The organism is Blautia obeum ATCC 29174 (genome assembly GCF_025147765.1).
GTDB lineage: Bacteria > Bacillota > Clostridia > Lachnospirales > Lachnospiraceae > Blautia_A > Blautia_A obeum.
Genome location: NZ_CP102265.1, coordinates 1,856,177 through 1,882,131, shown reverse-complemented (window position 1 = coordinate 1,882,131; position 25,955 = coordinate 1,856,177). Strand labels below are relative to the sequence as shown.

Below are 25,955 nucleotides of genomic sequence, written 5' to 3'. Positions count from 1 at the left end.
TTCGTATAAAATTCTTTATTAATCATTTTACCTTTTAATATAAAATTTCTTCCTCATCTACTTTATCAGCATTTCGTACAATATGATCATACCTCGCCAGACCATATGCTGTATTTTTTGAAACGATCGCATATTCTTCATTCTGATCCAGTATCTCTATTCTGCGAAATACGGCATACCCCTGGTTGATACAATATACACCCTCAAGTACACCGACATCACTGACTACATAGCGGCTCTGATCTTTCTGGCTGATGATCACGTCACCTTCTTTAAATGACTTCTGATCAACATAATACAGATATTTTTTCTTACTTTCATCCTCTGTATCCTGGCTTCCATCCTCTATGCTTGCATAAATAGACGGATTTACAAATGTACGTGTCTCGTTTCCGCTTTTATCTTTGCCAAGGACCATGAAACCTGTTTCCTGACTGTCTTCATTTGTTGTCGCATAATCAGAAGGTATCAGGTAAAATTCCTTTGTAACAATTGATGACAATGGAATTTTCAATCCAGTGACTGTATTTGTTACAAGTTCTATTTCCAGGAAACGATCTGAGGCATAGCGAATCACACCCTTGTTAAAATCAATCTTGCCATACTTAGCTCCATCAATCTCAACAATACTGAAATCTCCACTCTGAGTCATATCATCTTTCAGAAATTTCACACGCACAACCGTACGGTCAGCGAGCTTTGCCGCCTGCTTCTCACTCAACGGAATCATCAGGCTCCAGTTCTCATCCGAAACCAACGTATAAAGACTGTCCCCAGCTGAAACAGCATCGTGTGTCTTAAGATCTGTTTCATGATAAGAATTCTGGTCAAAGTCTTCTGCCGTAAGGGTATCCGCTGTTTTATTTTCGTATCCATCTGTCGAATACAAAATAATTCCATCCTGTTCTGCTTTGCTGAGTGTCTGCCCTCCATAGCTTACAACCCCGGAATCCGATGAAGTACCACTTACCCCCGCATACTGTAAGATACTTCCCTCAAGATTATATTTAAAGCTGTATGTATTATTAAATTTGCTCGGGTTATATCCCTTTGAAAAGCTCAACATCTGACTGCGAATTGCAGAAAGATCATCTGAACTCAGTTCAGCAGACGATTCTGTCTTCTGTGAACTGCTGATACCATATACCACGCCGTTGGCATTAATCTTGCTACCTTCCCGGGCATAATAACTGACATATCCCCCTGTCTCTGCCTTATATACTTTCTCTGTCCGTATCGCAAGTCCCGTATAGGTTTCATTTCTGGAAAGAGGTCCGGCAATGACCAGATATGATTCAATGTTGGAAGATGTCAGATACAAAACAACGCTGAACAGCATATAGAGAAACAGAGCTCCAAACAGCATTGTACCAATATTCAACCCCAACACACTTTTGATCTTCTTTAATATTCCTGCATTATCTGCAAAATGTTTATCCTTATCAGGCAAAAAAATGCCTCCTTTATTCTTTTAACTAAATTACATACTAAGGTATTGTACCATTTTCACCTTCATCTGACAAGAAAAAGGGGAAATTATTCAGTGCGAACATATTTTCCGAATATTTGTTTGCTATTACGAAAAAGGTATGTTATACTTTTTATTAATCAGAATGATCGTGAATCAGGAGGTATTTTCTATGGCATACGGCAGAATCAGCAAGAAACAGCAGGAGATTCTGGATTATATAAAAAATGAGATTCTTAACAGAGGATTTCCCCCAGCAGTCAGGGAGATTTGTGAGGCAGTTAATCTGAAGTCTACTTCTTCTGTTCACTCTCACCTGGAAGCTCTCGAAAAAAACGGTTATATACGCAGAGATGCCACGAAACCACGTGCAATTGAAATCATTGATGATAATTTTAACCTTGTCCGCAGAGAAGTTGTAAATGTACCTCTGGTAGGAACCGTTGCAGCCGGTCAGCCTATGCTTGCCGTTGAAAACATCGAAGGATATTTTCCGGTTCCTGCAGAATATATGCCAAATGCGCAGAGCTTCATGCTTAAAGTAAAAGGTGACAGCATGATCAATGCCGGCATCTTTGACGGTGATCAGGTTCTGGTCAGACAACAGAGTTCTGCTTCTAACGGAGATATTGTAGTTGCACTGGTAGAAGATTCTGCCACGGTTAAGACTTTTTACAAAGAAGACGGCTATTATCGCCTGCAGCCGGAGAATGATTCAATGGAACCGATTCTTGTACATGATAATCTCAAAATTCTTGGTAAAGTATTTGGTGTTTTTCGTTTATACGAGTCAAGACCACCGGCTTAGCCGGTGGCTTGCTTTGACCCTATAAGGGTCTATTACCGGCACTGGAGTCTAAAGACTCACTGAAATAGGTTCGCCAAGCGCAACATCATTTACCCACTAAGCCCTAAAGGGCTTCTTTTATTTGTTCGGTTTTACTGGCTCACCCGTGAACGGGTCAATATACTCTTTCAGTGTCATCTGGTCATATTCCAAATCTTCTTGTAACTGATTTGCTATATATTCCTGTATTTTCTTTGCATTTTTCCCTACCGTATCTACATAATATCCTCGACACCAGAAATGTCTATTTCCATATTTATATTTTAAATTTGCATGTCTTTCAAATATCATAAGTGTACTTTTTCCTTTTAAGTACCCTACAAAATACGATACACTTATGCTCGGTGGAATTTCTACTAGCATGTGTACATGATCTGGACATATTTCCGCTTCTACAATTTTTACACCTTTTCTCTTACATAACATACTCAAAATATTCGCTATATCCTGCTTTATTTTTCCATATGCTACTTTTCTTCTATATTTTGGTGCAAATACAATATGATACTTACAATTCCATTTTGTATGTGATAAACTATTACTATCCATTTGGATAACCTCCTTTGTCCTTTAATGCGGTTGGCGAACCAACATTATTGTAACACAGGAGGTTTTTTACTGTAAGCTGAAGCATTCCTAACTCACCTGCATAGCAGGTGGTTTATTTGTTTCCCAAAGTTCCGTTTTTCGGATCAACGAAAAACTACACAATGGTAAACAGGGCTTTGCCCTAACAATAAAAAACAGGAGTATATCAGATTATTTTCCGATATACTCCTGTTTTTCGCCATCTATGGTTTACATATTTTTTTTACAGTTAACTTATTTCAAAAATTCTGAAACATCCAGTTCTTTTCCATCTCTCCAGATTCTTTCAAGATCGTAAAAAAGACGATTTTCTTCATCAAACACATGAATAATAAGATCACCATAATCCATAAGAATCCAGTTTGAATTTCTTGTTCCTTCAATCTGTTTTGGTTCAAACCCAGCTCTTCCAAGCTGTTCCTCAACATTATCTACAATTGCCTGCACCTGGTTCAGATTGCTTCCGCTTGTAATCACAAAATAATCCGCGATCACAGAAACCTCTCGGATATCAATTACCTTTATGTCCAGTGCTTTTTTATCATCAATTGCTTTGCAGGCAATGCTTACCATTTCCTGTTCTCTGTTCATAAACATGTTTCCTTTCCGGATCAGGCCTGTTTTCGAATTTTCAGCCTGTCCTCATGTAGCATTGTATAATAAGCATACGCATCTTTAGTTGCTGAATCTACATCATTTGGATTTTCATCCAGATAAGACAACGTATCTTTCAGAATCTGATACATACACTCATCCAGATCTTCAAATGCCAGTCTGCGGATTTCTGTAAGCCTTGGCGCTTTATTTCGTGCCGGCTCGATATAATCTGCAATATAAACAATTTTTTCCAGCATAGTCATATCCGGTTTACCTGTTGTATGATATGTGATTGCAGAAAGAATCTCCTTATCTGTGACATTATATTTTGCCTTTGCAATATATGCCCCCAGTTTAGCATGAAGAAGAAACGGATGTTCTTTTTCAAAATCACTAACCGGAATATGGTGTTCTGCACATATCTTTAACTTTTTTTTATTTGGAATACATTTTGCACTGTCATGAAGCAGGCCGGCCACCTGAGCATTTTTCAGGTCATATCCGTGTACCATCGCAAGAGAAGCACAGGTAAACATAACTCCTAAAGTATGTTCATAGCGGTTTTCATCAAGATATTTGGCAAGTTTTTTTTGCATTTTTATGAAATCGTAATCAGACATTGTTGTGGCCAACTCCCTCTGTTATGTGATAAATGTGATTTTTATCTATATAATCAGCTACTGCATCTGGCACATAATACCGGAGACTCTTACCCTCCTGATGCCACTTGCGCAGCAGTTGACTTGAAATATCTATATTCAGTGTATTCAGGCTGATAAATCGGCCATTATACCGTTCAGACAAATATGTCATCTGTTCATTAAGTTTCTCAACCGGCACATGATCACGTACTGCTACAACAATCGTACAGGCTTTACATATTCTTGCCGGCTCTCTCCATGAGGAAAAATCGTACAGAGAATCCGCTCCGATAATAAAATAATAATCGGTGTCCGGATTTTGTTCTTTCAGTGTTTCCAGTGTATGGTAGGTATATGTGAATCCTTTATCATTCATTTCGGTCAACGAAAGTTCAAAATGTGGATTTCCGGAAATTGCTTTTTCTACCATAGATACTCTCTGAGCATCTGTGGCCCGTCCAATCCGGTTCTGTTTATGAGGAGGATTTCCGGCCGGCATAAATAATATCTTATCCAGGCCAAGCTGTTCATATGTTTTCTCCCCCAGTATCAGATGACCGATGTGGATCGGATCAAATGTCCCTCCCATAATACCAATTTTTTTACGTCTGGTTTCCATTGTTCTCTGTACTCCTTCTCGTATTACGGAAGAATGATTTTTTTCTTGTTGTCTTTTCCTTCACGGTAAAGAACGATTTTTCTTCCAATCACCTGAACAACCTGTGAATGTGTTCTCTCTGCCAGAACTTCTGCCATCTGACGCGGATCATCCAGGCAATTTTGAAGTACACTGATTTTGATCAGTTCACGTGCTGCAAGTGCCTCATCAACAGCCGCTGTATTTTCCGGTGTGACAGAACCCTTACCAAGCTGCATGATCGGTTCCATTTTCATTGCAAGACCTTTCAGGTATGCTCTCTGTTTGCTTGTCATAGTTTCAGACCTTTCTATTTATAATAATCAAAGTCAAATCCGTACATACGGACAGTATTTCCCTCTTCAATACCTGCTTTTTCCAGTTCCTCCAGGATACCGCCTTCTTTCAGGAAACGCTGGAAGAAAGCAAAGCCTTTTTCAGAATCCAGATTGGTATATCCAAGCATTTTTTCAATCTTAGGTCCTTCCACAACAAAGATATCCGGATCTTCAGGATGTCTCTCAACTGTAAACGGAAGATTTTCGGTAAATAATTCATCCTCTGGGAAGAATTCCTGTTCAAATACGATACGCTCTGCCGGAACACTGTCCAGAAGTTCCTTGATTCCGTAGAGAAGTTCTTTCAGTCCCTGACCTGTTACTGCCGAAATCGGATAAACCTTGATTCCCTTTGGTTCAAACTCTGCCTTAAGACGGTCAATAGGATTCTCCTCACCGTCATCAAAAATACAATCGATCTTATTTGCAGCAATCAGCTGAGGTCTTGCCGCAATGTCCGGATTATATGCTTCCAGTTCTTTGTTGATCTTATGAATATCGTCTACCGGATCACGTCCTTCGGTAGATGCTGCATCCACAATATGAACAAGAACACGGGTACGTTCGATATGTCTCAGGAATTCATGGCCCAGACCAATTCCCTCGGATGCACCTTCGATCAGTCCCGGAATATCAGCAATAACAAAGCCACCATTTGCTGTATCCACTACACCGAGGTTCGGACTTAATGTTGTAAAGTGGTAATTGGCAATTTTCGGCTGGGCATTTGTTACTCTGGAAAGGAATGTGGATTTTCCAACATTTGGAAAACCAACAAGTCCAACATCTGCGATCACTTTCAGCTCCAGAAGGACTTCCAGCTCCTGCGCCGGCTGGCCCGGCTGTGCAAATTTAGGAACCTGCATGGTAGGAGTTGCATAATGCTGGTTTCCTTTTCCACCACGTCCGCCCTTCAAAACGATCTGACGGCGGTTCTCTCCGGACATATCTGCAATCACCTTGCGTGACTGTGCTTCCATAATTACAGTTCCTTCCGGGACTTTCAGAACAATGTCATCACCATCAGCTCCATGGCAGCGTTTTTTCCCGCCTTCCTGACCGTCCTGTGCTTTAAATTTGTGTTTATGGCGATACTCGCCAAGCGTATTCTGACCTTCATCCACTTCAAAGATCACATCTCCGCCTCTTCCGCCGTCTCCGCCGTCAGGACCGCCATTCGGTACATACAGCTCTCGGCGGAAGCTTACATGTCCATCTCCGCCCTTTCCTGAACGGATGATGATTTTTGCTCTGTCTGCAAACATATGTCGCTCCTTTTTATTTTAAATCTAAAGAAAGGCTCCAAACCTGAACGATTTGAAGCCTCACGCTGAACTTGATTATTCTGCCTCTACAGGAACGATAGAAACCTGTTTCTTATCGCGTCCTTTTCTGGTGAATCTTACTACACCATCTGTCAGTGCAAATAATGTATAATCTTTACCACAGCCTACATTTTCACCTGGGTGAATCTTTGTTCCACGCTGTCTGTAAAGGATGTTTCCAGCTTTAACAAACTGTCCGTCTGCTCTTTTGGCACCTAATCTCTTGGATTCGGAGTCACGGCCGTTCTTTGTAGAACCAACACCTTTTTTATGTGCGAATAACTGAAGGTTCATTTTCATCATGTCGTTACACCTCCCTGACTTTTACTTTTAAATAACGTTTAGAATAACTATTCTCAATTTCTGTCAGTCCGAGAACAAGAGAATCCATCAAAAGAGTTCCCTCTTTTGTAACAGGTTTCATGAAAGAGAAAGAAACAAATCCATCACTCTCTTCTGCCTGAATCTGATCTCCTGTCAGCTGTTCCAGGGAATTCACCGTATTGATTATCAGAGCAGAGACAGCGGCACATATAATGTCGTATCCCTCTTCTGCATATCCGGCATGCCCTTTGGATGTAAAACTGACATATGAATTGTTCTTCTTACTGACTGTCACTGTAATCATGCAAACACCAGATTAAGCGTTGATCTTTTCGATTTTAACTTTTGTAAACTGCTGTCTGTGACCGTTTTTCTTGTGATATCCAGTTTTTCTTTTGTATTTGTAAACGATAACTTTTTTAGCCTTTCCGTTTTCAACTACAGAAGCGGTAACACTGGCATTAGCTACGTCAGCTCCAACTTTTAAACCTTCATTGCTAACTGCAAGAACGTTATCAAAAGTAACGGTTTCACCAGCTTCAACACCGAGCTTTTCAACTCTGATTACGTCGCCCTCGGCAACTTTGTACTGTTTACCACCTGTTGCAATAATTGCGTACATCTGTGGCACCTCCTATAAACTTTACTCGCCAGATATGGTGGAATGAGTTCCAACTCATGCTCTTAAACCTCTCTGTGCGGCATCTGCTATATAGTAGCATGGTTTTTTGTACTCGTCAAGAGAAATAAAATATTTTTTAAAAATTTTATATGTTTTATGAAGGTTTCCCTACAAAAAGGGATTCTGTCCCCCAACAGAATCCCTTGATTACCCCATCTTATGTAATTCTTGTCCAAATTAGTCCAAAAAGACTGATCCCAGATTCTTTTTTACTTTTTATAAAGCAGTTACGATCTTATCCTGTAAGGATTCCGGAATCTCTTCTTTATCCAGGGACATACTAACGACAAATTTAACATTAAATTTCTCACCTACAGCATTCAGCTGCTCCAGTGTACCTGTAACGTCTTTGCCTTCCAGTTTGGCCGTTGTAAGAAAACTGTCAAGATAAACCTGCTCAAGGTCATGATCCTGTGAAATAATACCACATACAAATCCAACAAACTCATCTGCATTCTTAATCGGATATACAGATACATCGATCAGACGAACTTTGTTGTTCAGTTCATACATATGTTTTGTGCTTTTGTCTAAGTAAACAATGCTGCCATTTGCCTCTTTAATTGCGCCGTTCACTTTGTCTAACAGTACTTTTGTTTTGCCTTTGCCTTTCTTTCCTACGATCAGTTCAACCATGCTGTTTTCCTCCTTAGACACAATATATAATTTTTGAATAAAAACGATGTTGAATATGGTTAATATTATAGTGCAACTTGTTTTAAAATTCAAGAGTAATTTGGATTTTTTTGTCACTTTTTCCAAACAGTCTGAACATTCTCGCTTATACTGTGTTTATATTTTCAAGGAGGGATGTCATCTGCTGATAAAGAAGTTCTTTTGTAGAAGCCCCCATAACAATTGAAACATATGGTTCCCCATATGAATTCTGACAGAGCAATGCCAGACAGTTTCCTGCGCTGCTTGTCGTTCCGGTCTTTCCGCCAAGAACCGTTACTCCTTTTGGAGCATTTGCCTCACCTGTCAGATAATGATCCGTCGCAGTAAGTGACACACTATCTTCAGAGCCGTCACTGTGCTGGAATGTAACTGTATAACTCGGAAGCTGTGTAATTTCCGTGAATTCCGGATATTTCAATGCTTCTTTCAACATGAGATAGATATCGTACGGTGTTGTATAATGATTTTCGTCCTGCAGACCATGTGGATTTGTAAAATGTGTTCCTGTACATCCAAGCTGCGCTGCATATTCATTCATCATTGCAACAAAGTTTTCTGTAGAGCCACCCACATGAGTCGCAATCGCAGATGCCGCATCATTTCCGGAATAAACCAGAAGGCAGTGCACAAGCTGATCCATCGTCACCTGATCACCCACCTGAAAACCAACTACCTGTGATCCTTCCTCAAGAGTGATATTTTCCTGTGTGATCGTTACAACATCATCCATATTACTGTTTTTGAAAGCAAGAAGCGCAGTTATAATTTTCGTAATACTTGCAGGATAAACTTTATCATAGGCTCCCTTGGCATATAAAACGGATTTATCTTTAAGATCCAGCAGAACTCCCTTCTGAGCCTGTTCCAGCGAAACAGAATCCAGTGTCTGATCACCAGTCACCACACAAAGATCAGCTGCAAATGCATCTGCTCTCTGACTTATTCCTGAAATCTTCTGATGCTGAAACTCTCTGTCTGTACTGTAAGCCATTACCGGTTCGGAACCTATTCCGCCCCGCAGCATATAAAACAGTCCTCCTGCACCACATACCAGAATCAGCAGCAATGCAATCAGAAGAATTGTATTTTTCATTCTCTTTTTACGCATACGTCGTATTCTCGCTGAACTTTTTGATGAACGTTTCTGTGAATGCTGTCGGGAAGCATGCATCTGTTCCGGACGTGCCGACCTTCTCTGCTGACCTGCAGATGTTTTACCTTTTTGTTGTTTTGTCATAAATAGTCCTCTTTCTGGTCAATTGCTTTTCTTCGGATTTCTTTATTGTATGCGCTGCTCTGAAGTCCGACATTCAATACCATACCCATCCCGATATAAAGACTGATCAGTGACGTAAGTCCATAACTGACAAATGGAAGCGGTGTACCGGTATTTGGCGCGATTCCCGTAGCCACGCATATATTCAGGAAGCTCTGCAACGATATGATACTTGCCATACCACAACATATGATCTTTCCGGACAAGTCTTTTGCCCGCAGGCTCATCCGGATACATTCCACAGAAATCGCCAGTAACAGGATTACAATACTACAGCATCCCATAAATCCGTATTCCTCACCGGCTACCGCAAAAATAAAGTCTGTCTGATTTTCAGACACAAAATTACCATCATTTACAGATGCAACTTCTTTATCACCAGACAGTTTTTTTCCTATCAGTTCTCCCGAAGCAATTGCTGTTTTGGAGTTATTTTGCTGTTCAATATCATCACTGTACTCTTCATTCTCAGGATACAAAAATGCCATGATACGTTTTCTCTGATAGTCTTTGATCAGTTTCTGATCCGGCTGTACCACGATCGATACAAAAATAATTGCCAATGGAATAATGATCAGAAACATTCCTCCGATGATCTTATAACTGAGCCCTGCAATATAAATCAGGATGCAAAATACAGCCAGAAGCATAAGTGTGTTTTTCATATCCGGCTGTTCATAAATCAGAAACAGCGGAATTGCCAGAAGAATCACTGATTTTGCCAGTGTTTTGAATGTATTCAGATCTTCTTCATGATCCATAAAGAACCTGGCAAAAAATAGTATGATAATAATTTTCGACAGCTCCGTCGGCTGAAAACGGATAAATCCAAAATCAATCCAACGTGCCGCACCATTGGCAGAATCACCAAAAAGTCGTACGATCAGCAAAAGCACAATATTTGCGCCATACATGATCCACTGGAAATTTGAAATCCAGGAATAATCCATCAATGACAGAATAACCATAATGATCAGACCAAGAATCACACCCACAAGCTGTTTGGATTTCAGATCTTCCCTCGCACTTCCCACAAGAACGATTCCGATCACACTGATCGCCAGAAGAAAAATTACCAGTCTGAAATTATAAAATCGTAATTTATACTGTTTTAACATTTTGTCCTTTGTTCCTTTTTGGAGCATACGGGTATCTTCGCATGGATAACCGGTGGTTCCTGTGTGATCTGCACAGTCACCTGTTTTTCATCTATGGAGATATATTTTTTTACCGTATGAATCAAATCATTTTTCAACATGCTTATCATTTGCGGAGAGCAGTCGATACGTTCGGATACCAGTAGAAGTTTTATTCTGTTTCTGGCATATTCCGCAGACCGACCTTTTATCTGACTAAAAGATTTCACTGAAATCCCCTCCTTTAACAGAAAAAAATCCTGTTATTTATGAAAAATCTCACTTAATCTTTTCAGCATGCCTTTCTTTTGCTGCAGTTCCACAAACGGAACTTCCTCACCAAGAAGGCGCCGGCAGATATTACGGTACTCTTCTTCTGCCTGCGATTTCTGACCGGAAAGGGGTTCACCCTGATTGGCCGCAATCACAATCTGCTCATCATCCAGAATCGTACCAAGGAGATTTACCGCAAGAATTTCCGTCACATCATCCACTGACATCATATCGCCCCTGGCAATCATATCCGGTCGCAGGCGATTGATGATCAGATGAATATCTCTCAAATCAGAAGCTTCAAGAAGCCCTATGATACGATCCGCATCGCGAATTGCAGAAACTTCCGGAGTTGTGACAACGATTGCCTTATCAGCTCCGGCAATCGCATTGCGGAACCCCTGTTCAATTCCCGCAGGGCAATCCAGCAATACATAATCGAATTCTTCTCTGAGCTCATCTGTGAGTTTGATCATCTGCTCAGGAGACACTGCCGATTTATCTTTGGTCTGTGCCGAAGGCAGAAGAAAAAGATCCGGATAACGTCTGTCCTTGATCAATGCCTGTTTCATTCTGCAGCTTCCATTGATAACATCCACCAGATTATACACAATCCGGTTCTCCAGGCCAAGGATCACATCCAGATTACGAAGGCCTATATCCGTATCCACTACAACTGTTTTTTTGTTAAGCATCGCAAGTCCCGTTCCGATATTGGCAACTGTGGTTGTTTTACCCACACCTCCTTTTCCGGATGTTACTACAATGACTTCTCCCATTTTATTTTCCTCCTCATAGATATTTCCAGACTTCTGGTATTCTCTTATGTGGTTTTGCTATACAGCAGCCAGAGACTGCTGTATATGGTTAGTCGTTCGAGGTATTACTGGTATCACTGGAGGCATAGCCAGTCAGAATGGTATCTTCATCTGCCAGATTATAAATGTATTTCAGAATATCATTTGCTGTCAGGCATGCATTTCCCGAAGTGTATCCATTTGCAATTCGCACTGCAATAGAATACTCCGGCTCAGATGTATCTGAAGATGTCGTATATCCAATGAAAAGGCCATGGTTCGGGTGATAAATATCCAGCTCGGCGGTACCTGTTTTTCCTGAAAGTGTAACTCCCAGTCCATTAAACTGCTCATGAGTCAGAACCACCCGTCGCATACCTTCATGAATATCATTCCATACATTATCCGGAACATCACTCATCTGATTTACAACAGATGAACCGTATTCCTTCAATGTCTTACCCTGTGAATCAGTAACTTTATCCAGAAGTGAAAGATCATAGACTGTTCCAGATGTAGCAAGTGCTGTCGCATAACGTGCCAGTTGACTGGTTGTAAACAAATGATTACCCTGTCCAATATAAGAAGGAACCGCTTTGCTGTCCGAAACATGCGGACTTGCCTCTGAAATCTCTATTCCGGTTTTCTTATCAAGGTTAAATTCCGAAGCATATTTCTGCAGCTTGGTAAGACTGAGATTTTCTGAGAAATCTCCATCTGAATTTTTACCAGCAAGGAAACCAACCATATTGAAGAAATAGTTACAGGATTGTTCAATCGCTCCGGTTATCTCCAGCGATCCATGTCCCTGCTTGTTCCAACAGAAAATCGACGGAGTTACAAGATCAAATTCACCGGTACAATCAAAATAAGTATCATCATCGATCACGCCTTCCATCATACCGGTAACCGCCGAAAGAAGCTTCAGCGTAGAACCAGGTGCTGTCGTCTGCTGTGTTGCCTTATTAAAGAAAGGACTGGACTTGTCCAATGCAAGCTTCGTATAATAGCTGGTATCCATATTATTGCTAAGACGATTATTGTCATATCCCGGATAGGATACACAGGCAAGTACCTTTCCTGTTTTTGCGTCGGTAATGACTGCCGATGCAGAACAAGGTGCAAGTGCCAGCTGTGCCGGTTCAATTTCCAGATTGGAAATCTTATTGATCATAAAATCATAAGCAGACATGGCACCCGATGCAAGATTTGCATAACAATCATCTTCTTTTGACAGTACTCCCTGCTCATAAAGGACCAGACAGATATCCTGTCCTGTAATCTGATCATTCATGAGAAGATATTTATAAAGAAGTTTTGAAAATCCTGTATCTGTTTTCAGATAATCTGTAATATAGGAAGTCAGTGCCTGATATATTTCTTCTGAATCAAGATACTCTCCCTTTGGAGAAATGACAGAAATATCGATCCAGTTCTGACTGGCTGCATAATTCAGATAATCCTTCAGACTAATGCTCTGATCATTTGCCCAGGCCTGATAAGTGGCATCTGATGTATCCACCTCATTCTTATCGATCACACCAAGCGTATCCCGGAGCACTGTATCGCAAATATATGTAAGATACTCCTGCACCTCAGTACTTTCGTCTTTGTAAGCCGGCGGATCAGAACTTGTAAGCCTGTTAGTTATTGTATCAAAAACTTCCTGCTGCTTTTGTTGAAATTTGGCATAAAGATTTTTTTCTGTATCCGAAGCTTCTTCTCTGCTGAATTTATCAATATCGATGACGCTGTTTGCTATCAGTGCATTATATACATCATAAATCGGAATGATAATCCTACTTGCATCATTTTCGCCTTTATAATCGTATTCTTTCACAGCTTCAATCTTATTCAGAAGAATACCAGCCACACGCTGTTTCAGGATCTGATAAATCGCACTCTGCCAGTCTGCATCTACTGAAAGATAAACATCATTTCCGGCAACCGGTTCTACTGTTGTGTTATCATCGATTTTCAGTACTTTTCCAAGATTATCAACGGTTACCGTTTCCTGACCATCTTTTCCCTGAAGTTCCAGCTCCATATACTGTTCAATACCGGCTTTACCTACAATTGCATCATTGGAATAATCCGGATTTTCTTTCTTAAGACTTTCCAACTCTTCTGATGATGCCCGTCCGGTATAACCGAGAAGCGGTCCCATGCTCTCGTCATCAACATACTGACGTACAGAATCCTCCAGAACATCGATTCCCTGGAGTTCATTCTGGTTTTCCATAACTGCTGCAACTGTACTTTCACTAACGTTCGTTGCAATCGTAACCGCCATATATTTCTGGAAGCTGTTCGTACTCAGCTCATACCGCATGATTGCAATATCAAGAACTTCCTGTTTGGTAAGTTCCTTCGGAAGCCCATATTTTTTTAATTCTTCATCTGTATAAGCATCGTCTCCATAAAGTACGATAGAAAATCCCTTATTTCCACTGAGATAAGCAACCATATCTTCTGCCGTTGCCGCCGCCTCATCTTCTGTCAGGTCATCGATCAGTGCATGTCCATAGATATCCGCCTTAAAACGACTCAGTGTAAATCCTTCCTCTACGTCAAACGCATAGTTTCCATCCTTATCCAGCTTAATATGGAAAGAATTCGACAGCTGATCGCCGTTTTCTGCAAGGATCTTCAGGACTTTATAAGCCACCCCGTTCAGCGTCAGATTTTTCTGCCGGGTACTGTCATAAGTTCCATTATCCTCAAACGTAAGAGAATAAGATAACACATTCGATGCGATCAGCTTATTGTTTTTGTCATATATATTTCCTCTTGTACTCTTAAGCACACGCGTTTTCGTTGTTCGTGTCTGAAATTCATTTATATAGTTCTCACCCTGGATGATCTGCAGGTCAAACAGCTGTCTCACAAGAACAAACGCCATGAGAATAAATACAAGTAACAGTACTGTTGTTCTCTTTAACTGAATTTTTTTGATGATTTTTTTTATTTTAATACCCAAATAGACTCACTTTCTTTCCTGGTTGGACTCATAAAATGATAATTAATATAATGAAATACTCTGTATACGATCATTGTCAGAAAAACAGTATAAAAAATTTCCGGAACAATAATACGGGTAAAATATACCCCCAGACCCAGTCTGCCCCTCAGCAGGAACTGAAGTGCATAAACCGCCAGATTATACAGAAAATCCATAATCGCAGTCAGCAGCATCGGTACTTTTATATCATCATCATAATAAATACGAAATGCATAACCGCTCAGGAATCCCGCATACATATAGATCAGTGCATAAAACCCAAAAACGGATCCATAAAACAGATCCACAAGCAGACCACAGAAAAAGCCTGTCCACAATCCGCTCTTACGTCCACGCATAAGCCCCATAGATACGCAAAGGATCAGTAACAGGTTCGGTGTGATCGAGCCAATAGAGATCAGATGCAGCACTGTTGACTGCATCAGAAAACAGACAATGATCGTAAAAAACAGAACGATCTTACTTTTCATTCCTCGGCCCCTTCCTCTGTGGAATCTTTCTTGTTGACAGTAATTACAAATACATCCTTCAAGTGCTGAAAATCTACAGGTGTAACGATTGTTCCTGATTTCGTCAGATTGTTGGTATCTAATTGAATATCGCTGACATATCCGATAAACAGACCTTCTACGTATTTTTCACTGATATTTGAAGTAACAACCTGCTCACCTACTGTTACTTTATCTTCTTTGTCATACAGCTGTGTAAAACGCAGTTTCCCTTCATCGATCAACTCCAGGTCACCTTCCACCACACAATTGTCATCTGTACCGACTGTCATGGCACTGACATTACTACTGTCATCAATAATGGAACGAACAGTTGCCCAGTTACTGCCCACCTCGGTAACAATGCCGACAAGTCCCTTGCCTGCAATTACATTGTTATCTACACGGATGCCGTCTTTGCTTCCTTTATTGATCATGAATGTATCATACCAGTTACCCGGATCTTTGGATATAATTCTGGCTGCGACCTTCGGATAATCCGAATATTCCGCATCCAGATCATAGAGTTCCTGCAGTCTGGAAAGCTCGGACTGATTCTGAATAAGAATATTGTTCTGTTCTGTTAAAGTATCTACAGTATTTTTCAGTTCCTCATTCTGATCTATAAGATCCTGTTTTTCCTGAAAAGATTTATTGATATCAGTAAGCCAGAGTCCGATTGTTGTGATACTTTTTTCAAAAGGAACAACGATCATTCCTGCCGCTTCCTGAAGCGGAGCTGATGTAATCCCGGAGGCAAGTGTGGCAACCACAGCACTTCCACAGAAAAATGTCATGATCACAAGAAGATGTTTACTTTTTAAATGTATTCGAAATCGAAACTTCTTTTTCAGGTTTTTCATGTATTATCATACCCCTAAAGAATTATAATTGTGTCTTTATAATTTGCGTTGTTTGACAGGCTGCGCCCATTTCATCAGTTCATGGTCACGGATGATTTTTTCCAGTCCTGCAACTGTCGCTTTTTCATATAATGGAGATAAGTTAAAAGATACCCCCGTATAACTCGCAAGATAATTATCTATGTAAGGAATCTTGGTACTTCCCCCGGCAAGGTAGATTCCTTCTCTTGAAATATGGTAAGAAATCTGCGGTGGAATTCTCTCCAAAAAAGTTTTCATTTCTGCCGCAATCTCATTTACGCAGTTCATAATTCCGGCATTTACCACATATCCGGATATGATTTCTTCTCTCGGCAGTCCTGATATTCCATCAATTCCAACCACCTTACGTGCTTCTCTGCGCTGATCATTGAGCCGTCCCATGGCTATCTTCAGACGTTTTCCGGTACGCGTGCCAATCTGCAGATTGTAACGTTTCCTGATCTCACTGCAGATAGCTTCATTCATCTGACGTCCACCGATCGGAATTTTTTTCGCAATGATGATTTTCCCATCCGTGATGATTGAGAACTGTGTACTCTGTGCTCCAATATTTACGATCATACTTCCAGCATTTCGGTTTAGGTCCACACCCATGGCAATTGCGTCTGCAATTGGAGCCTCTACCATATATACCCGGTTCTGCCTGAGCCAATGGCCATTTGCGACATGGTAATATGCCCGTTTCTCTACTGCAGTCATATCCAGCGGAACAGAAAAAAACATATCTGATCCGATTCCCAGAAAATGATCAATCTTTTTCATCATACTGTACAACGCAATCTCCTGCAGTTCAAGATTGGCTATCATACCAAAAGCCATCGGCGAATTCACCACGATATTGGCAGGAGCCTTTTCAAACATATCGTATGCTTCATTGCCCACGGCGATGATCCTGCGCCCTTTTGACGCTATCATGTTCTTTTCCATATAACTTTTGTTTTTAAAAAACGAATAAACCTTGATACTGCTGCTTCCAAGATCTATTCCATATGTTTTTCTTAAAAGCATAAAAATTTCCCTTCATTCCGGATACGCTCCCATCAGTCCCTCTTCCCGGAAACTGATATATCTGTGATCGCCTATGATGATATGATCAAGCAGATTAATTCCCAGCATTTCGCCGGCCTGACAGATTCGTTCAGTAATTTCTTTATCGCATTTACTGGGAGCCGGATTTCCTCCCGGATGATTATGAATCAGTATCAGATTGACCGCATGGTATCGAAGTGCTTCCAAATATACTTCCCGCGGTGTGATCAGCGTTGCATTTACGGTTCCTTTTGACAGCATGGTATCTCCGAGCAGATGATTCTGATTATCCAGCATCATGCAGATCATAATCTCCTGTTCCTGATGCCGCAGCTGTTCCATATAATATGCTGCAATAGAATCCGGACTGTTAAAGTCAAGCGAAATCCTTGCAGCCGTACTGGCAATCCTTTTGGATAATTCTCCGATGCACTTCAGCTGAACTGCCTTGACCGTTCCTATCCCATGTATCTTTTTCAGATCTGATACTGAACAGTGAAGCAGTCCCAGAAGTCCTGGATAGGGTGACTGCTCCATATGACTTAAAATATCGTTTGCCAGGGTCAGAGAATTCATTCCCCTGGTACCACACCGGAGTATCACTGCAAGGAGCTCACTGTCACTTAAAGTGTTCTCACCCTCTCGAATACATTTCTCATAAGGCCGCTGTGATTCCGGTATTTCTTTCATAGTATGGTTCATTTTGTTTACCTGTCGCTCTCTGTGACAGAACCCCAAAAGAATCAGAAATTATTTTAGCATAAAAAGAGGGAGATGTACACTCCCTCCTAAAAATTTCTAAATTTTTAAAAATGTCAATATTAAATGCGACACTTTTTTAACTTTTTTCAACTGATTTTCCGGATCTCCTCTTCAAACAGTTCGCCCGCTGAATGATAGCCGTGGATCTTACGCGGATAATTATTCACCCAGCTTTCAATCGCAGATATTTCTTCATCCGTTTTTTCATCGAAGTTTGTTCCTTTTGGAATATGTCTTCTGATCATTTTATTTGTCACTTCGTTGCTTCCTCTTTCATAGCTGCTGTACGGATGACAATAATATGTCTTTGTCCTGCTGCCTGCTCCCAGTGCTGACCGTTCAATTCCTTCACAGTCTGCAAATTCACTTCCGTTATCCATCGTAATCGTTTTAAATACTTGTTTGAACATATCGCCCCACTTTCTTTCGATCACATCCAGCGCGTTGACAACTGCTGCCGCCGTATGCTCTGGCAACTTCATCACAATTTCATCGCGTGTTTTTCTTTCAGTCAACACAAGAAGACTGTTCTTTGATTTCCCGCGCTTTCCTTTTACTGTGTCCATCTCCCAGTGTCCAAACTCTTCGCGTGTTTCAATTTCTTCCGGTCTTTTTTCTATACTTTCACCCGCTGACGCTCTTGCCTGCGTTTTCTTGACCTTTTTGTATGTGCGTTTCTTATTCTTTTTAACCGGAAGATTTTTATTTGTCAGGTGTAGAAAGATCCCTTTATCAATATAACTGTACAGTGTTGTTGTGCAGATCATCACGCTGAATTCGCTTTCTTTTTGTTGTGCCTTAATTTCCCCCAGTACCGCCGCCGGACTGTAATCTTCTTTCACGATCTTTTCTTCAATATAATTTGCCAGTTTGATGTCATTCCCGATCTTCAGACTGCCCCCTTTGCTTTTCAGATTTTCTTCATATTTATCATGTGCAATATCAGGGCTGTATCTTTCTTCCGTTGTCAGATCTGAATTAAGCGCAGTAAAACGTCCTCTTTTTAACTCTCTGTATATCGTGCTTCTATGCACATGTAGCATGTCCGCGATCTCTTTGATTTTTACTCCCGCTTTTATCAATGCTTCAATTCTGATCCGGTCTGCTTTTGTCAAATGTTTGAACGTTCTTTCCATCTCCGCTTTCTCCTTCTATAAAAGAAGCCGCAGGCGATGATCATGATCGTCTGCGGTTCCTTGTAATTTATACAGCCTTATTTATCCCTTAATATTTTTTCGACAATTAGTTTTTCAATATAGTCAGGGCAACTTCTTTCCCCATTTTCCCAGTTTGTCAGCGTTCTATATGGAATTTCTAGCCACTCTGACAATTCTTTTCTGCTCATATTTTTCTGTTTGCGTGCTTCTTCTATTTTCATTCTATCCGCTTCCTTATATTCTGCATCCTTTTTCAATCATTTCATTGATAATGTTTCCGTCATAACCGCTTCCGTAATATTTGAAGATAACGCTTCCATCGTCAAATACTATCCAGTCACAATTAGTATCATTTAAAATTCCATCAAGTGCAACATTGGTCGGCACCTCATGCCCGAACATTGAAAAATAACCAGCAGCTTCATCTATTGATGCAAAACTAAAAACTTCCCCGCCTTCTTCTTTGCATATCATGGTATAATCATGCTTTGTGTATCCTTTTACAGCTTTCATTTTCTTTGCACCTCTTGTCTTTTATTTTTTTCCTGCTATAATCTAATTAAGCACTTGGGGCGGTTAGCAGGAATGTTTAGGTATCCGCCCCCTGTGTGATCCCTTATTCTATTTTATTTTCTTATTTCTTCAAGTATTTTATCAATATGTTCCACGGTATGTATTTCTCCGTTTGTCCTTGCTACTTCTCTAATTGATACCAACATCGCTATTAAATCGGCTTTGCTCATTTCTTCGTTCTCCATTGTTTTCTCCTTTCCTGCTGTTCCCTTGTTACAATTATATTATATACCCATTGAGCCTATATGTCAATCTTTTTTTACTCATTGAGCTACTTTTTTGCAAAGAAAAAAACACTATGATTCCATAGTGTCATCTTCTTCCAGCAGATCATCAACCGTCACATTCAGAACCTTTGCAAATAGCTTCAATTCGTAATCGGTCACAAACCTTGTCCCTATTTCAATTCTACTTATACTGTCGCGTTCCAGTGTTATCCCTTGCAACTGAATTTTCGCAGCCAGTTCCATCTGCGTCATTCGCTTTTTCAATCGTTCAATCCGAATCCTGTCACCGCATAGATTCTTTTTGCCTTTATAGGTGTATATCTTCATCCTTCATTCTCAATCCCTTGTGTTAATGTTCAGCATCATTCTTGACATTAGCACTTTTTTCACCTATATTTGTGTTAATGATCAGAATTACGGAAAACTGATCAAATATTATTATATAACAAAGGGGGCTTTTCCTATGTTTGGTAAAAAAGCAGATGACAAAATCGCCAAGAAACAGGCGGAGCAGGAAGCAAAAGACAAGGCGGCTATGGAAAAATTCGGTGTTGATTTCGACAGTTACACTTCGGACGACATCAAAGAAAAGAATGTCGCATCCCTTAAAGAAATCGCATCCAGTCTTGCAGGTTCAAAAATGTATTCTTTCGGAAGTCTTTTAAGCGGAAATTCAAATGAAACTTTCGCACTTGAAATGTCACGCGCACAGGTTGAACAGAATTTCATTCTTATGCGTCAGAATGAAGAAATTATCCGCCTGTTGAAACAGATCACAGAAAAATAATTTTCTTCTTTTTTTGTACATATTGTCATCGCATAGATCCCGATCAGTATCATGTATTTGATCTGTTTTCGTGATATTGCACAAAAGGCAGCGACCGTTCTTTGATCGCTGCCTTTTCATTATTCCATTTTCTTACCTTTTAGATACTCACAAAACAGCTTGTCTTCCTCTTCGTCCGCTTTCTTTGCTGCCGCTGTTATTGATAACATAAAAATAGTTGTCACAGATCCAAACGCCGCAGACACGATCGCTGTGACGATGTACGATACCGGAACCATCGTTATTCCTCCGGAATAAATTCTGTGTGTTCTGGATCTCCTGAAATCCAGTACCCGTCTGTCGTCTTGTAAAGTACCCTGTCACCGATCTTTGCTTTCTTCTCGACATTCTTTTCATCAAACATCGTCACGCCACAAATTGCATCGTCTTCAAGCGAAGGTCTTCTGCGAAGGCGAAGCCTTCCATCAAACACTCTGCGGATCGTTCCATGTACTTCTTCTTCGCTTCTTGCTGCTGCCGCCGCTGCTTCAATGTCTTCTGCTGTGATTTCATCCATTATTTCTTTCACTTCTTCAGCCGGAACTTCGCCAACTTTTTCCCCGTTTTCATCATATGCATTCACAGATCCATCCGGTTTTTCTTCCAATGCCGCATCATCAGGAACGTCATCTGTCACTTCAACTTTCAACGGATACAGCTTTACACCTTCTTCATCCCATACTGACAAGCCATTCTTTTCTGCTTCCTTTTTTGCGTTCTTGATTGTTTTGTATCCCTTATTTACTTTTTTATCGAAAGTGTTTCCAACATAAAACATCTGTTTCCCTCCTTCCTATTTTGCTTTCAGGTAACTGATTGAACTGAATCCGATATACTCCACTCCATCAAGCGTCACAGTAATGTATAACCATTTCGTTCCATTCGATGTATTATAATAGCCGTAATTATGCACTGTGGTTCCTTTCGGAATGCAGCACAAAGCCTTTTTGTTCTTTCCAGCGTCGTTTCTGCAATACAGATCAGCTGTTGTGACGTAGGATCCCGCCAGCTTCTTGTCGTACTCTCTCGCATAGCATGTTGACTTGACTGTTTTGCTGATGGTCTGATCTGCTGGCTGTGGCTTCGCAGTTGTTGCCGCTGATCCATTCAGAATTCTGTTTACTTCTTTCTGAATAGTATCCGGATCATAACCGCTTGCCGAAAGTGCTTTTCTTCTTGCTTCTCCGTTCCCCCACTGTCCCGCAATTACTTCATGCGCTACGGTTGACACGCTCTTTCCCGGCGTATTTACTGGCTTGCTTTCCGCCTGATCACTGTCATATCTTGGTGTGATAAATCCTCGAATATATCTTCCATTCAGTGATACAGTTCTTTTCTTCACGCTGTCGCTGTAATTGCCTTCGGTAACGACAAAATATCCTGCTGCTTGATTAACGTATGTAACCGTTCCAACATGACGCGGTGTTCCGGTATTGTCGCCCACACCGTTATCCTGCCAATCATACAGCGTCGCTTCGCCCAGCTTCGGAACGTGTGCGTCATTTTCTTCCCATACGCCCATCTGCTTCGCTCTTTCAATCAGATAATAGCAGCTGATTTCAATCGGCATAATTGCCGTATATTTTAACGCAACGGCAAGCGCCGACCAAGTGCAAGCGCACCACTCCCATTCATACGCCATTTTTGTCCCGCGTGGGAATGCACCTGTGAAACTATTGTAAATATCAATAATTGATTTATATGATCCATCCGCTTCATTTTTTCCGATCCAGCTTTCTACCAGATTCACAACTGCTTGTCTTGAATACATTTTTACACCTTCTTCCCCTGATTTATCCACATTGTCCACAACATACTGTTTAATCCACCGCACGCAACACTGATGTCTGCTTTCAAACTTTTTATCCCCCACCTGATTATCATTGCTTGTATCCTTCTGATCCAAGATCAACGATGCATACACTGTATCAGGTGTATATGGCTTTTTCGCTCTCGCAAAAATTCGTTTTACTGGTTTCAAACCACCAAGATGTTCTACTTCGCACCACATCATCTGCGCCTGTATATTATCAACGCCATATGCTTCAGCTTCAGCGATGTATTTTTCCATCAGTTCCTTGAATAAATCATCCTGACACTTCTTTCCTGCATCCGTTGTGATAATCGCAATCAATGCAGCCTTTTCTTTTGCTGTCGGATTCCATCTTGTAGCTTCCCAGTCTACTGACAGTTTCTTTTCGATTCCTGCTGTATCAGCAGTCCTGAAGGCTTTCGGATCTGCCTTCAGGATCATCTGACACAATCTTCTGCCTTCATTCCCATAATTTTGCGCCCAGCCTAATGTACACGTTTTTTCATTGTCTGCATTTGCTGCTTTTCCGGCATACGCACCATATTTTCTTTTTCCGTATGTCTGCCCGCCAGATTCCACGCCGCCGATAATGTTGGTCAAAATTGTCAGATATTCTTTTTTCATTACTGTTCACCATCCTTTGACACAGATGCTTTTCGTGTCAAAACTTCGATTGCATTCTGGATCACTGTCGGAAGTGGAATTCCCATCAGTCCGGCATTTTCCGTGATGCTGATCAATTCATTTGCCATGAATCCAATGATCACTGCATTGCGAATATAATTTACACCCAACGCAAGATCCAGACGGTATGCGATCAACACAAACAGCAATGTCACACCTTTTCTGCACAGCCCCTTCCATCCGGCTCTGCTTTCCAACGCTCCGTTTTCTGTTTTTCTGCTGTTGTGAAAAATTCCCGCAACAATCAGCCCCGATAAATAATCAATCACCATAAAGATCACCAACGTCACAAGTGCCTGATCCCATCCACCGAAAGCAGCTGCAATCGCGCTTCCCACTACTCCAACAGCAGTGCAGATTCCTTCTTTCATGTCATATCCTCCTTAGTTTCATTTCGATCCTGTCAAGATCATCTTCTGCCTGTTTTCTTTCTTCCGAAAGATCGGCAGGGAAGACCGCGCCCGCGATCCTCTCCTGCTCGATCAGGACAGCCTGTTTTCTGACGATGTCTGCCAGCTTTTCCGTTACGCCGCACATCATGTCGACGACTTCCAGCAGGCTTCCGGTTCCGCCTTCATACGGTTCCTTCACTTCGCCCATGTCTGCCCCTCCTTACTGTTCTTCGCTCTCTTTGATCAGATCTTCGCATCCACTTTCGATCAGGATCTGTTCGACCTTGTCTTTCAGAAGGCGCGGCACTCTTTTGTACAGTGCAATCGCTTCTTCTTTTGTTTCCGCATACATGATCTTCTGCGCCCATAACATAGCCATCATCGTTTCGCCCTCCTTTCCGAATAAAATTTTGTATATTGAATGCCTAACAAAATTAAGCATATACAAGCTCCGACATTTCCAGCAGACAGGATTCCAGCATTTCATTCTTTTCCTGAAGCTTCTGAATTTCAACGGTCATTTCTGCCCGCGTCATTCCCCCACTTTCCGGATCCGGTTCATCATCTTTCATGTCTTCGTCTTTTCCAGCCTGATCAGTCTTCCCGTACTCCCAGTATTTTTCAAAGTCATCTTCGATCTGTTTTGTCGTGATCGTGCTGTCCGCCGGAAGTTCAAACACTACTTCATCAAAACGGTACATCTTCCGATCCTTTGCGTCTTCCTGACGGTATTCCTTGATATTGTCCGCCATCCTGACGGTCATTGCGCCACCCGGAAGATTTTCCATCATTACCTTTTCCGGCTTCTGATCTGCATCTACGTTCAAGTAAATCATGCAATTCCTCCATTCTTTTCTGATATTCCAGTTGTCCATAGAATCCATTTACGCGATATGCCACCTGAAGCAGTTCTTCCGTGTGGTATCTTTCTTGTAAATGGAATGAATCAGATTGTTCAATATAGCTGTTATACGATATTATCTTCTGCGCCCGTTCACGGCGCAGTGTTCCATCACGCTTCAGCTTTCTATATCCACGGATCAGCTGTCGTCTTGCCCTTTTGAATACACGACGCCGGATCGTGATGTGTGTTCTGCTGATTCTGTATCCTGCCATGTCCAGCATCGGTACGCCCCTTTGCCCCGGACGTGGCAGGTTCCGCCTTCGCTTTTCTTCTTCAATCGGCAACAGCTTGACAATTCCTGTCGTTTCTTTTATTTGCAAGTGCTGATTCTTTGTCATCCACTTGTCCAATGCTTTCACTGCCCGCTGTTCTCCTTTTATGGATCCGGATCCTATCGAAAAATCATCCATAAATGTTCCGCAGCGTATAACATATGGTATCTTTTTCCCTCTTCGCGTCGATCCCAGTGTATACAGATAGCGGATCGCATACGACATCGTAAAATTAAAGAGCCATGCATCAAGATACCCGCCGATGATCAGATGTCCGCCCGGTGCGACGCTCTTTAAATATTTCAGCAGTCCGATCGCATATCTTGCTTTCGGGATTTCCATCATCACCAGATCTATACATACATCATATTGAAGTGAAGCATATGCATGTACAACATCTGTTTTTCTCACATATTCTATTCCCAGCGATTCCTTCAGGAAATAACGCAACATCTGATCTTTCAGCATTGTCTGCCCGTGTCCCGGAATGCTTGCGTGTTGCGTCGGAAGCAATCGTGCCTGAATCAATGGTTCTATCATCAATTTCGTAATATGACCGATCAGCTGATGCATAATGCACAACAGTGCAATGTCCCTGATCTTTCCTGTCATTCCATCCGGACGCTGCCGGATCGTCACTGGTTCCATATCATCCGGTTCTATTCCGTGATCGACCAGATCTTCCACAATCCCAAGCATTGCCAAGTCAACCGCTTCAACAGCTTCATTTTTATACTTCCACGATCCGGATAAATCATCTATTTTTATATCGTCGCGTGGAATTCCTGCATACTTTTCAATAAACGTCAGTACATCGTTTCTTCTCCATTTTCCTTTGAAACATTCAACAACTGCCTGTTCGCACAGCTGCCTGCTTAACTTTTTATATCTCTTTTTATGTGCCATCTTATTTTTACTTTATGTGTGAAGCGACTTTCGGTTGCGACAGATCCTTGAATCAGGATTCGTCTTGTTACTACTTGCCGCACGCATAACCCACGGTTATACATGCCAGTTTCCCGGCTTCCGGTTTTACTGATTTTCGCTTATGCGCGGATATACAGACGCATTTTAGCAAGTTTTCACCTGCCTTCATAAATACATAAATTCGCGGACGACTGTTCCAGTTCGAGTTACCCGGCGCATTGTTGCCATTCTCCGCAGCCAGACCAGCATTCCCGCCATTGTTCAAGTTCGCAAAACGCCACGGGCAGCGAACCCCGGCGGAGTTGGTACCGTAGAAAGCCGATCCCGCGCCTGCATACCCTTTTTATTTTCTTTTCCTGTTAGGTGT

35 protein-coding genes are annotated in these 25,955 nt (G+C 41.3%); 2 read left to right on the top strand and 33 right to left on the bottom strand.

Annotated elements, in window-relative coordinates; genetic code table 11:
• Nucleotides 1–34: 34 nt before the first annotated feature.
• On the bottom strand, nt 35–1,450 hold the full coding sequence (locus NQ503_RS08980; RefSeq protein WP_022389338.1) for a biotin/lipoyl attachment domain-containing protein: 1,416 nt from the start codon (nt 1,448–1,450) through the stop codon (nt 35–37).
• Nucleotides 1,451–1,640: 190 nt separating this feature from the next.
• On the opposite strand from NQ503_RS08980, the gene lexA reads away from it, so the two are divergent.
• Nucleotides 1,641–2,276, top strand: coding sequence for a transcriptional repressor LexA (lexA, locus tag NQ503_RS08975; RefSeq protein WP_044925585.1), 636 nt, complete (start codon nt 1,641–1,643; stop codon nt 2,274–2,276).
• A 117-nt stretch (nt 2,277–2,393) separates the two neighbouring features.
• Here the strand turns inward: lexA and tnpA are convergent, their stop codons facing one another.
• The 24 genes from tnpA to NQ503_RS08855 all read right to left on the bottom strand — a co-directional run bounded on the left by tnpA (nt 2,394) and on the right by NQ503_RS08855 (nt 20,097).
• Complete coding sequence (gene tnpA / locus NQ503_RS08970) at nt 2,394–2,864, bottom strand: IS200/IS605 family transposase (RefSeq protein WP_005423698.1); 471 nt, start codon at nt 2,862–2,864, stop codon at nt 2,394–2,396.
• 273 nt (nt 2,865–3,137) lie between these two features.
• Nucleotides 3,138–3,494, bottom strand: a complete 357-nt coding sequence (gene rsfS / locus NQ503_RS08965) for a ribosome silencing factor (RefSeq protein WP_022389340.1) — start codon at nt 3,492–3,494, stop codon at nt 3,138–3,140.
• Nucleotides 3,495–3,514: 20 nt separating this feature from the next.
• A complete protein-coding gene (gene yqeK, locus NQ503_RS08960; RefSeq protein ID WP_005422786.1) occupies nt 3,515–4,120 on the bottom strand; it encodes a bis(5'-nucleosyl)-tetraphosphatase (symmetrical) YqeK in 606 nt (201 codons plus the stop codon).
• Complete coding sequence (gene nadD, locus NQ503_RS08955) at nt 4,113–4,760, bottom strand: nicotinate-nucleotide adenylyltransferase (RefSeq protein ID WP_005422787.1); 648 nt, start codon at nt 4,758–4,760, stop codon at nt 4,113–4,115. The genes yqeK and nadD overlap by 8 nt, the downstream gene beginning before the upstream one ends.
• A gap of 23 nt (nt 4,761–4,783) precedes the next feature.
• On the bottom strand, nt 4,784–5,074 hold the full coding sequence (gene yhbY / locus NQ503_RS08950; protein WP_005422788.1) for a ribosome assembly RNA-binding protein YhbY: 291 nt from the start codon (nt 5,072–5,074) through the stop codon (nt 4,784–4,786).
• A 14-nt stretch (nt 5,075–5,088) separates the two neighbouring features.
• A complete protein-coding gene (obgE, locus tag NQ503_RS08945) occupies nt 5,089–6,381 on the bottom strand; it encodes a GTPase ObgE (protein ID WP_005422789.1) in 1,293 nt (430 codons plus the stop codon).
• Nucleotides 6,382–6,456: 75 nt separating this feature from the next.
• Nucleotides 6,457–6,744 carry a 50S ribosomal protein L27 gene (rpmA, locus tag NQ503_RS08940; protein WP_005422790.1) on the bottom strand — a complete coding sequence of 96 codons (288 nt, stop codon included), beginning with the start codon at nt 6,742–6,744 and terminating at the stop codon, nt 6,457–6,459.
• A 4-nt stretch (nt 6,745–6,748) separates the two neighbouring features.
• Nucleotides 6,749–7,069 (bottom strand): ribosomal-processing cysteine protease Prp, encoded by a 321-nt coding sequence (locus tag NQ503_RS08935; protein ID WP_005422791.1) that lies wholly within the window; start codon nt 7,067–7,069, stop codon nt 6,749–6,751.
• A gap of 12 nt (nt 7,070–7,081) precedes the next feature.
• Nucleotides 7,082–7,387: a 50S ribosomal protein L21 gene (rplU, locus tag NQ503_RS08930; protein ID WP_005422792.1), complete on the bottom strand. Its 306-nt coding sequence runs from the start codon at nt 7,385–7,387 to the stop codon at nt 7,082–7,084.
• A 276-nt stretch (nt 7,388–7,663) separates the two neighbouring features.
• Nucleotides 7,664–8,083 (bottom strand): hypothetical protein, encoded by a 420-nt coding sequence (locus NQ503_RS08925; protein WP_005422793.1) that lies wholly within the window; start codon nt 8,081–8,083, stop codon nt 7,664–7,666.
• 145 nt (nt 8,084–8,228) lie between these two features.
• Nucleotides 8,229–9,362: a D-alanyl-D-alanine carboxypeptidase family protein gene (locus NQ503_RS08920; RefSeq protein ID WP_118050906.1), complete on the bottom strand. Its 1,134-nt coding sequence runs from the start codon at nt 9,360–9,362 to the stop codon at nt 8,229–8,231.
• Nucleotides 9,359–10,519, bottom strand: a complete 1,161-nt coding sequence (locus tag NQ503_RS08915) for an FtsW/RodA/SpoVE family cell cycle protein (protein ID WP_022389345.1) — start codon at nt 10,517–10,519, stop codon at nt 9,359–9,361. The genes NQ503_RS08920 and NQ503_RS08915 overlap by 4 nt, the downstream gene beginning before the upstream one ends.
• Nucleotides 10,513–10,767 (bottom strand): cell division topological specificity factor MinE, encoded by a 255-nt coding sequence (minE, locus tag NQ503_RS08910; protein ID WP_005422796.1) that lies wholly within the window; start codon nt 10,765–10,767, stop codon nt 10,513–10,515. The genes NQ503_RS08915 and minE overlap by 7 nt, the downstream gene beginning before the upstream one ends.
• A 33-nt stretch (nt 10,768–10,800) precedes the next feature.
• Nucleotides 10,801–11,589, bottom strand: coding sequence for a septum site-determining protein MinD (gene minD, locus NQ503_RS08905; protein WP_005422798.1), 789 nt, complete (start codon nt 11,587–11,589; stop codon nt 10,801–10,803).
• A gap of 88 nt (nt 11,590–11,677) precedes the next feature.
• Complete coding sequence (locus NQ503_RS08900) at nt 11,678–14,587, bottom strand: penicillin-binding transpeptidase domain-containing protein (RefSeq protein ID WP_044924996.1); 2,910 nt, start codon at nt 14,585–14,587, stop codon at nt 11,678–11,680.
• Entirely contained in the window at nt 14,572–15,099 is a 528-nt protein-coding gene (gene mreD, locus NQ503_RS08895) for a rod shape-determining protein MreD (RefSeq protein WP_005422801.1), read from the bottom strand. The genes NQ503_RS08900 and mreD overlap by 16 nt, the downstream gene beginning before the upstream one ends.
• Nucleotides 15,096–15,980 (bottom strand): rod shape-determining protein MreC, encoded by an 885-nt coding sequence (mreC, locus tag NQ503_RS08890; protein WP_005422803.1) that lies wholly within the window; start codon nt 15,978–15,980, stop codon nt 15,096–15,098. Before mreC ends, mreD begins: the two co-directional genes overlap by 4 nt.
• A gap of 36 nt (nt 15,981–16,016) precedes the next feature.
• Nucleotides 16,017–17,030, bottom strand: coding sequence for a rod shape-determining protein (locus NQ503_RS08885; protein WP_005422804.1), 1,014 nt, complete (start codon nt 17,028–17,030; stop codon nt 16,017–16,019).
• A 12-nt stretch (nt 17,031–17,042) separates the two neighbouring features.
• Nucleotides 17,043–17,753: a RadC family protein gene (radC, locus tag NQ503_RS08880; RefSeq protein WP_005422805.1), complete on the bottom strand. Its 711-nt coding sequence runs from the start codon at nt 17,751–17,753 to the stop codon at nt 17,043–17,045.
• Between the two features lie 146 nt (nt 17,754–17,899).
• On the bottom strand, nt 17,900–18,949 hold the full coding sequence (locus NQ503_RS08875) for an IS30 family transposase (protein WP_005422806.1): 1,050 nt from the start codon (nt 18,947–18,949) through the stop codon (nt 17,900–17,902).
• Nucleotides 18,950–19,026: 77 nt separating this feature from the next.
• A complete protein-coding gene (locus NQ503_RS08870; protein WP_005422807.1) occupies nt 19,027–19,191 on the bottom strand; it encodes a helix-turn-helix domain-containing protein in 165 nt (54 codons plus the stop codon).
• A 13-nt stretch (nt 19,192–19,204) separates the two neighbouring features.
• Nucleotides 19,205–19,483, bottom strand: a complete 279-nt coding sequence (locus tag NQ503_RS08865; RefSeq protein WP_005422808.1) for a hypothetical protein — start codon at nt 19,481–19,483, stop codon at nt 19,205–19,207.
• Nucleotides 19,484–19,596: 113 nt separating this feature from the next.
• Complete coding sequence (locus tag NQ503_RS08860; RefSeq protein WP_005422810.1) at nt 19,597–19,728, bottom strand: hypothetical protein; 132 nt, start codon at nt 19,726–19,728, stop codon at nt 19,597–19,599.
• Between the two features lie 111 nt (nt 19,729–19,839).
• The gene (locus NQ503_RS08855) at nt 19,840–20,097 is read right to left on the bottom strand and encodes a helix-turn-helix domain-containing protein (protein WP_005422811.1); all 258 of its coding nucleotides are present in this window, start codon (nt 20,095–20,097) and stop codon (nt 19,840–19,842) included.
• A 136-nt stretch (nt 20,098–20,233) separates the two neighbouring features.
• On the opposite strand from NQ503_RS08855, the gene NQ503_RS08850 reads away from it, so the two are divergent.
• A complete protein-coding gene (locus NQ503_RS08850) occupies nt 20,234–20,557 on the top strand; it encodes a hypothetical protein (RefSeq protein WP_044924999.1) in 324 nt (107 codons plus the stop codon).
• A 119-nt stretch (nt 20,558–20,676) separates the two neighbouring features.
• On the opposite strand, the gene NQ503_RS08845 is transcribed toward NQ503_RS08850, so the two are convergent.
• The 8 genes from NQ503_RS08845 to NQ503_RS08810 are packed head-to-tail and all read right to left on the bottom strand — an operon-like array spanning nt 20,677 to nt 25,567.
• Complete coding sequence (locus NQ503_RS08845) at nt 20,677–20,835, bottom strand: hypothetical protein (RefSeq protein WP_005422814.1); 159 nt, start codon at nt 20,833–20,835, stop codon at nt 20,677–20,679.
• 2 nt (nt 20,836–20,837) lie between these two features.
• Complete coding sequence (locus NQ503_RS08840; protein ID WP_005422815.1) at nt 20,838–21,374, bottom strand: hypothetical protein; 537 nt, start codon at nt 21,372–21,374, stop codon at nt 20,838–20,840.
• 15 nt (nt 21,375–21,389) lie between these two features.
• Nucleotides 21,390–23,033 (bottom strand): hypothetical protein, encoded by a 1,644-nt coding sequence (locus NQ503_RS08835; protein ID WP_005422816.1) that lies wholly within the window; start codon nt 23,031–23,033, stop codon nt 21,390–21,392.
• Nucleotides 23,033–23,464: a phage holin family protein gene (locus NQ503_RS08830; RefSeq protein WP_005422817.1), complete on the bottom strand. Its 432-nt coding sequence runs from the start codon at nt 23,462–23,464 to the stop codon at nt 23,033–23,035. The genes NQ503_RS08835 and NQ503_RS08830 overlap by 1 nt, the downstream gene beginning before the upstream one ends.
• A gap of 1 nt (nt 23,465) precedes the next feature.
• Nucleotides 23,466–23,693: a hypothetical protein gene (locus tag NQ503_RS08825; protein ID WP_005422819.1), complete on the bottom strand. Its 228-nt coding sequence runs from the start codon at nt 23,691–23,693 to the stop codon at nt 23,466–23,468.
• A gap of 12 nt (nt 23,694–23,705) precedes the next feature.
• Nucleotides 23,706–23,867: a hypothetical protein gene (locus tag NQ503_RS08820; RefSeq protein WP_167531105.1), complete on the bottom strand. Its 162-nt coding sequence runs from the start codon at nt 23,865–23,867 to the stop codon at nt 23,706–23,708.
• Nucleotides 23,868–23,919: 52 nt separating this feature from the next.
• Complete coding sequence (locus NQ503_RS08815; RefSeq protein WP_005422823.1) at nt 23,920–24,186, bottom strand: hypothetical protein; 267 nt, start codon at nt 24,184–24,186, stop codon at nt 23,920–23,922.
• Entirely contained in the window at nt 24,173–25,567 is a 1,395-nt protein-coding gene (locus NQ503_RS08810) for a hypothetical protein (RefSeq protein WP_259892432.1), read from the bottom strand. The genes NQ503_RS08815 and NQ503_RS08810 overlap by 14 nt, the downstream gene beginning before the upstream one ends.
• Nucleotides 25,568–25,955 lie beyond the last annotated feature (388 nt).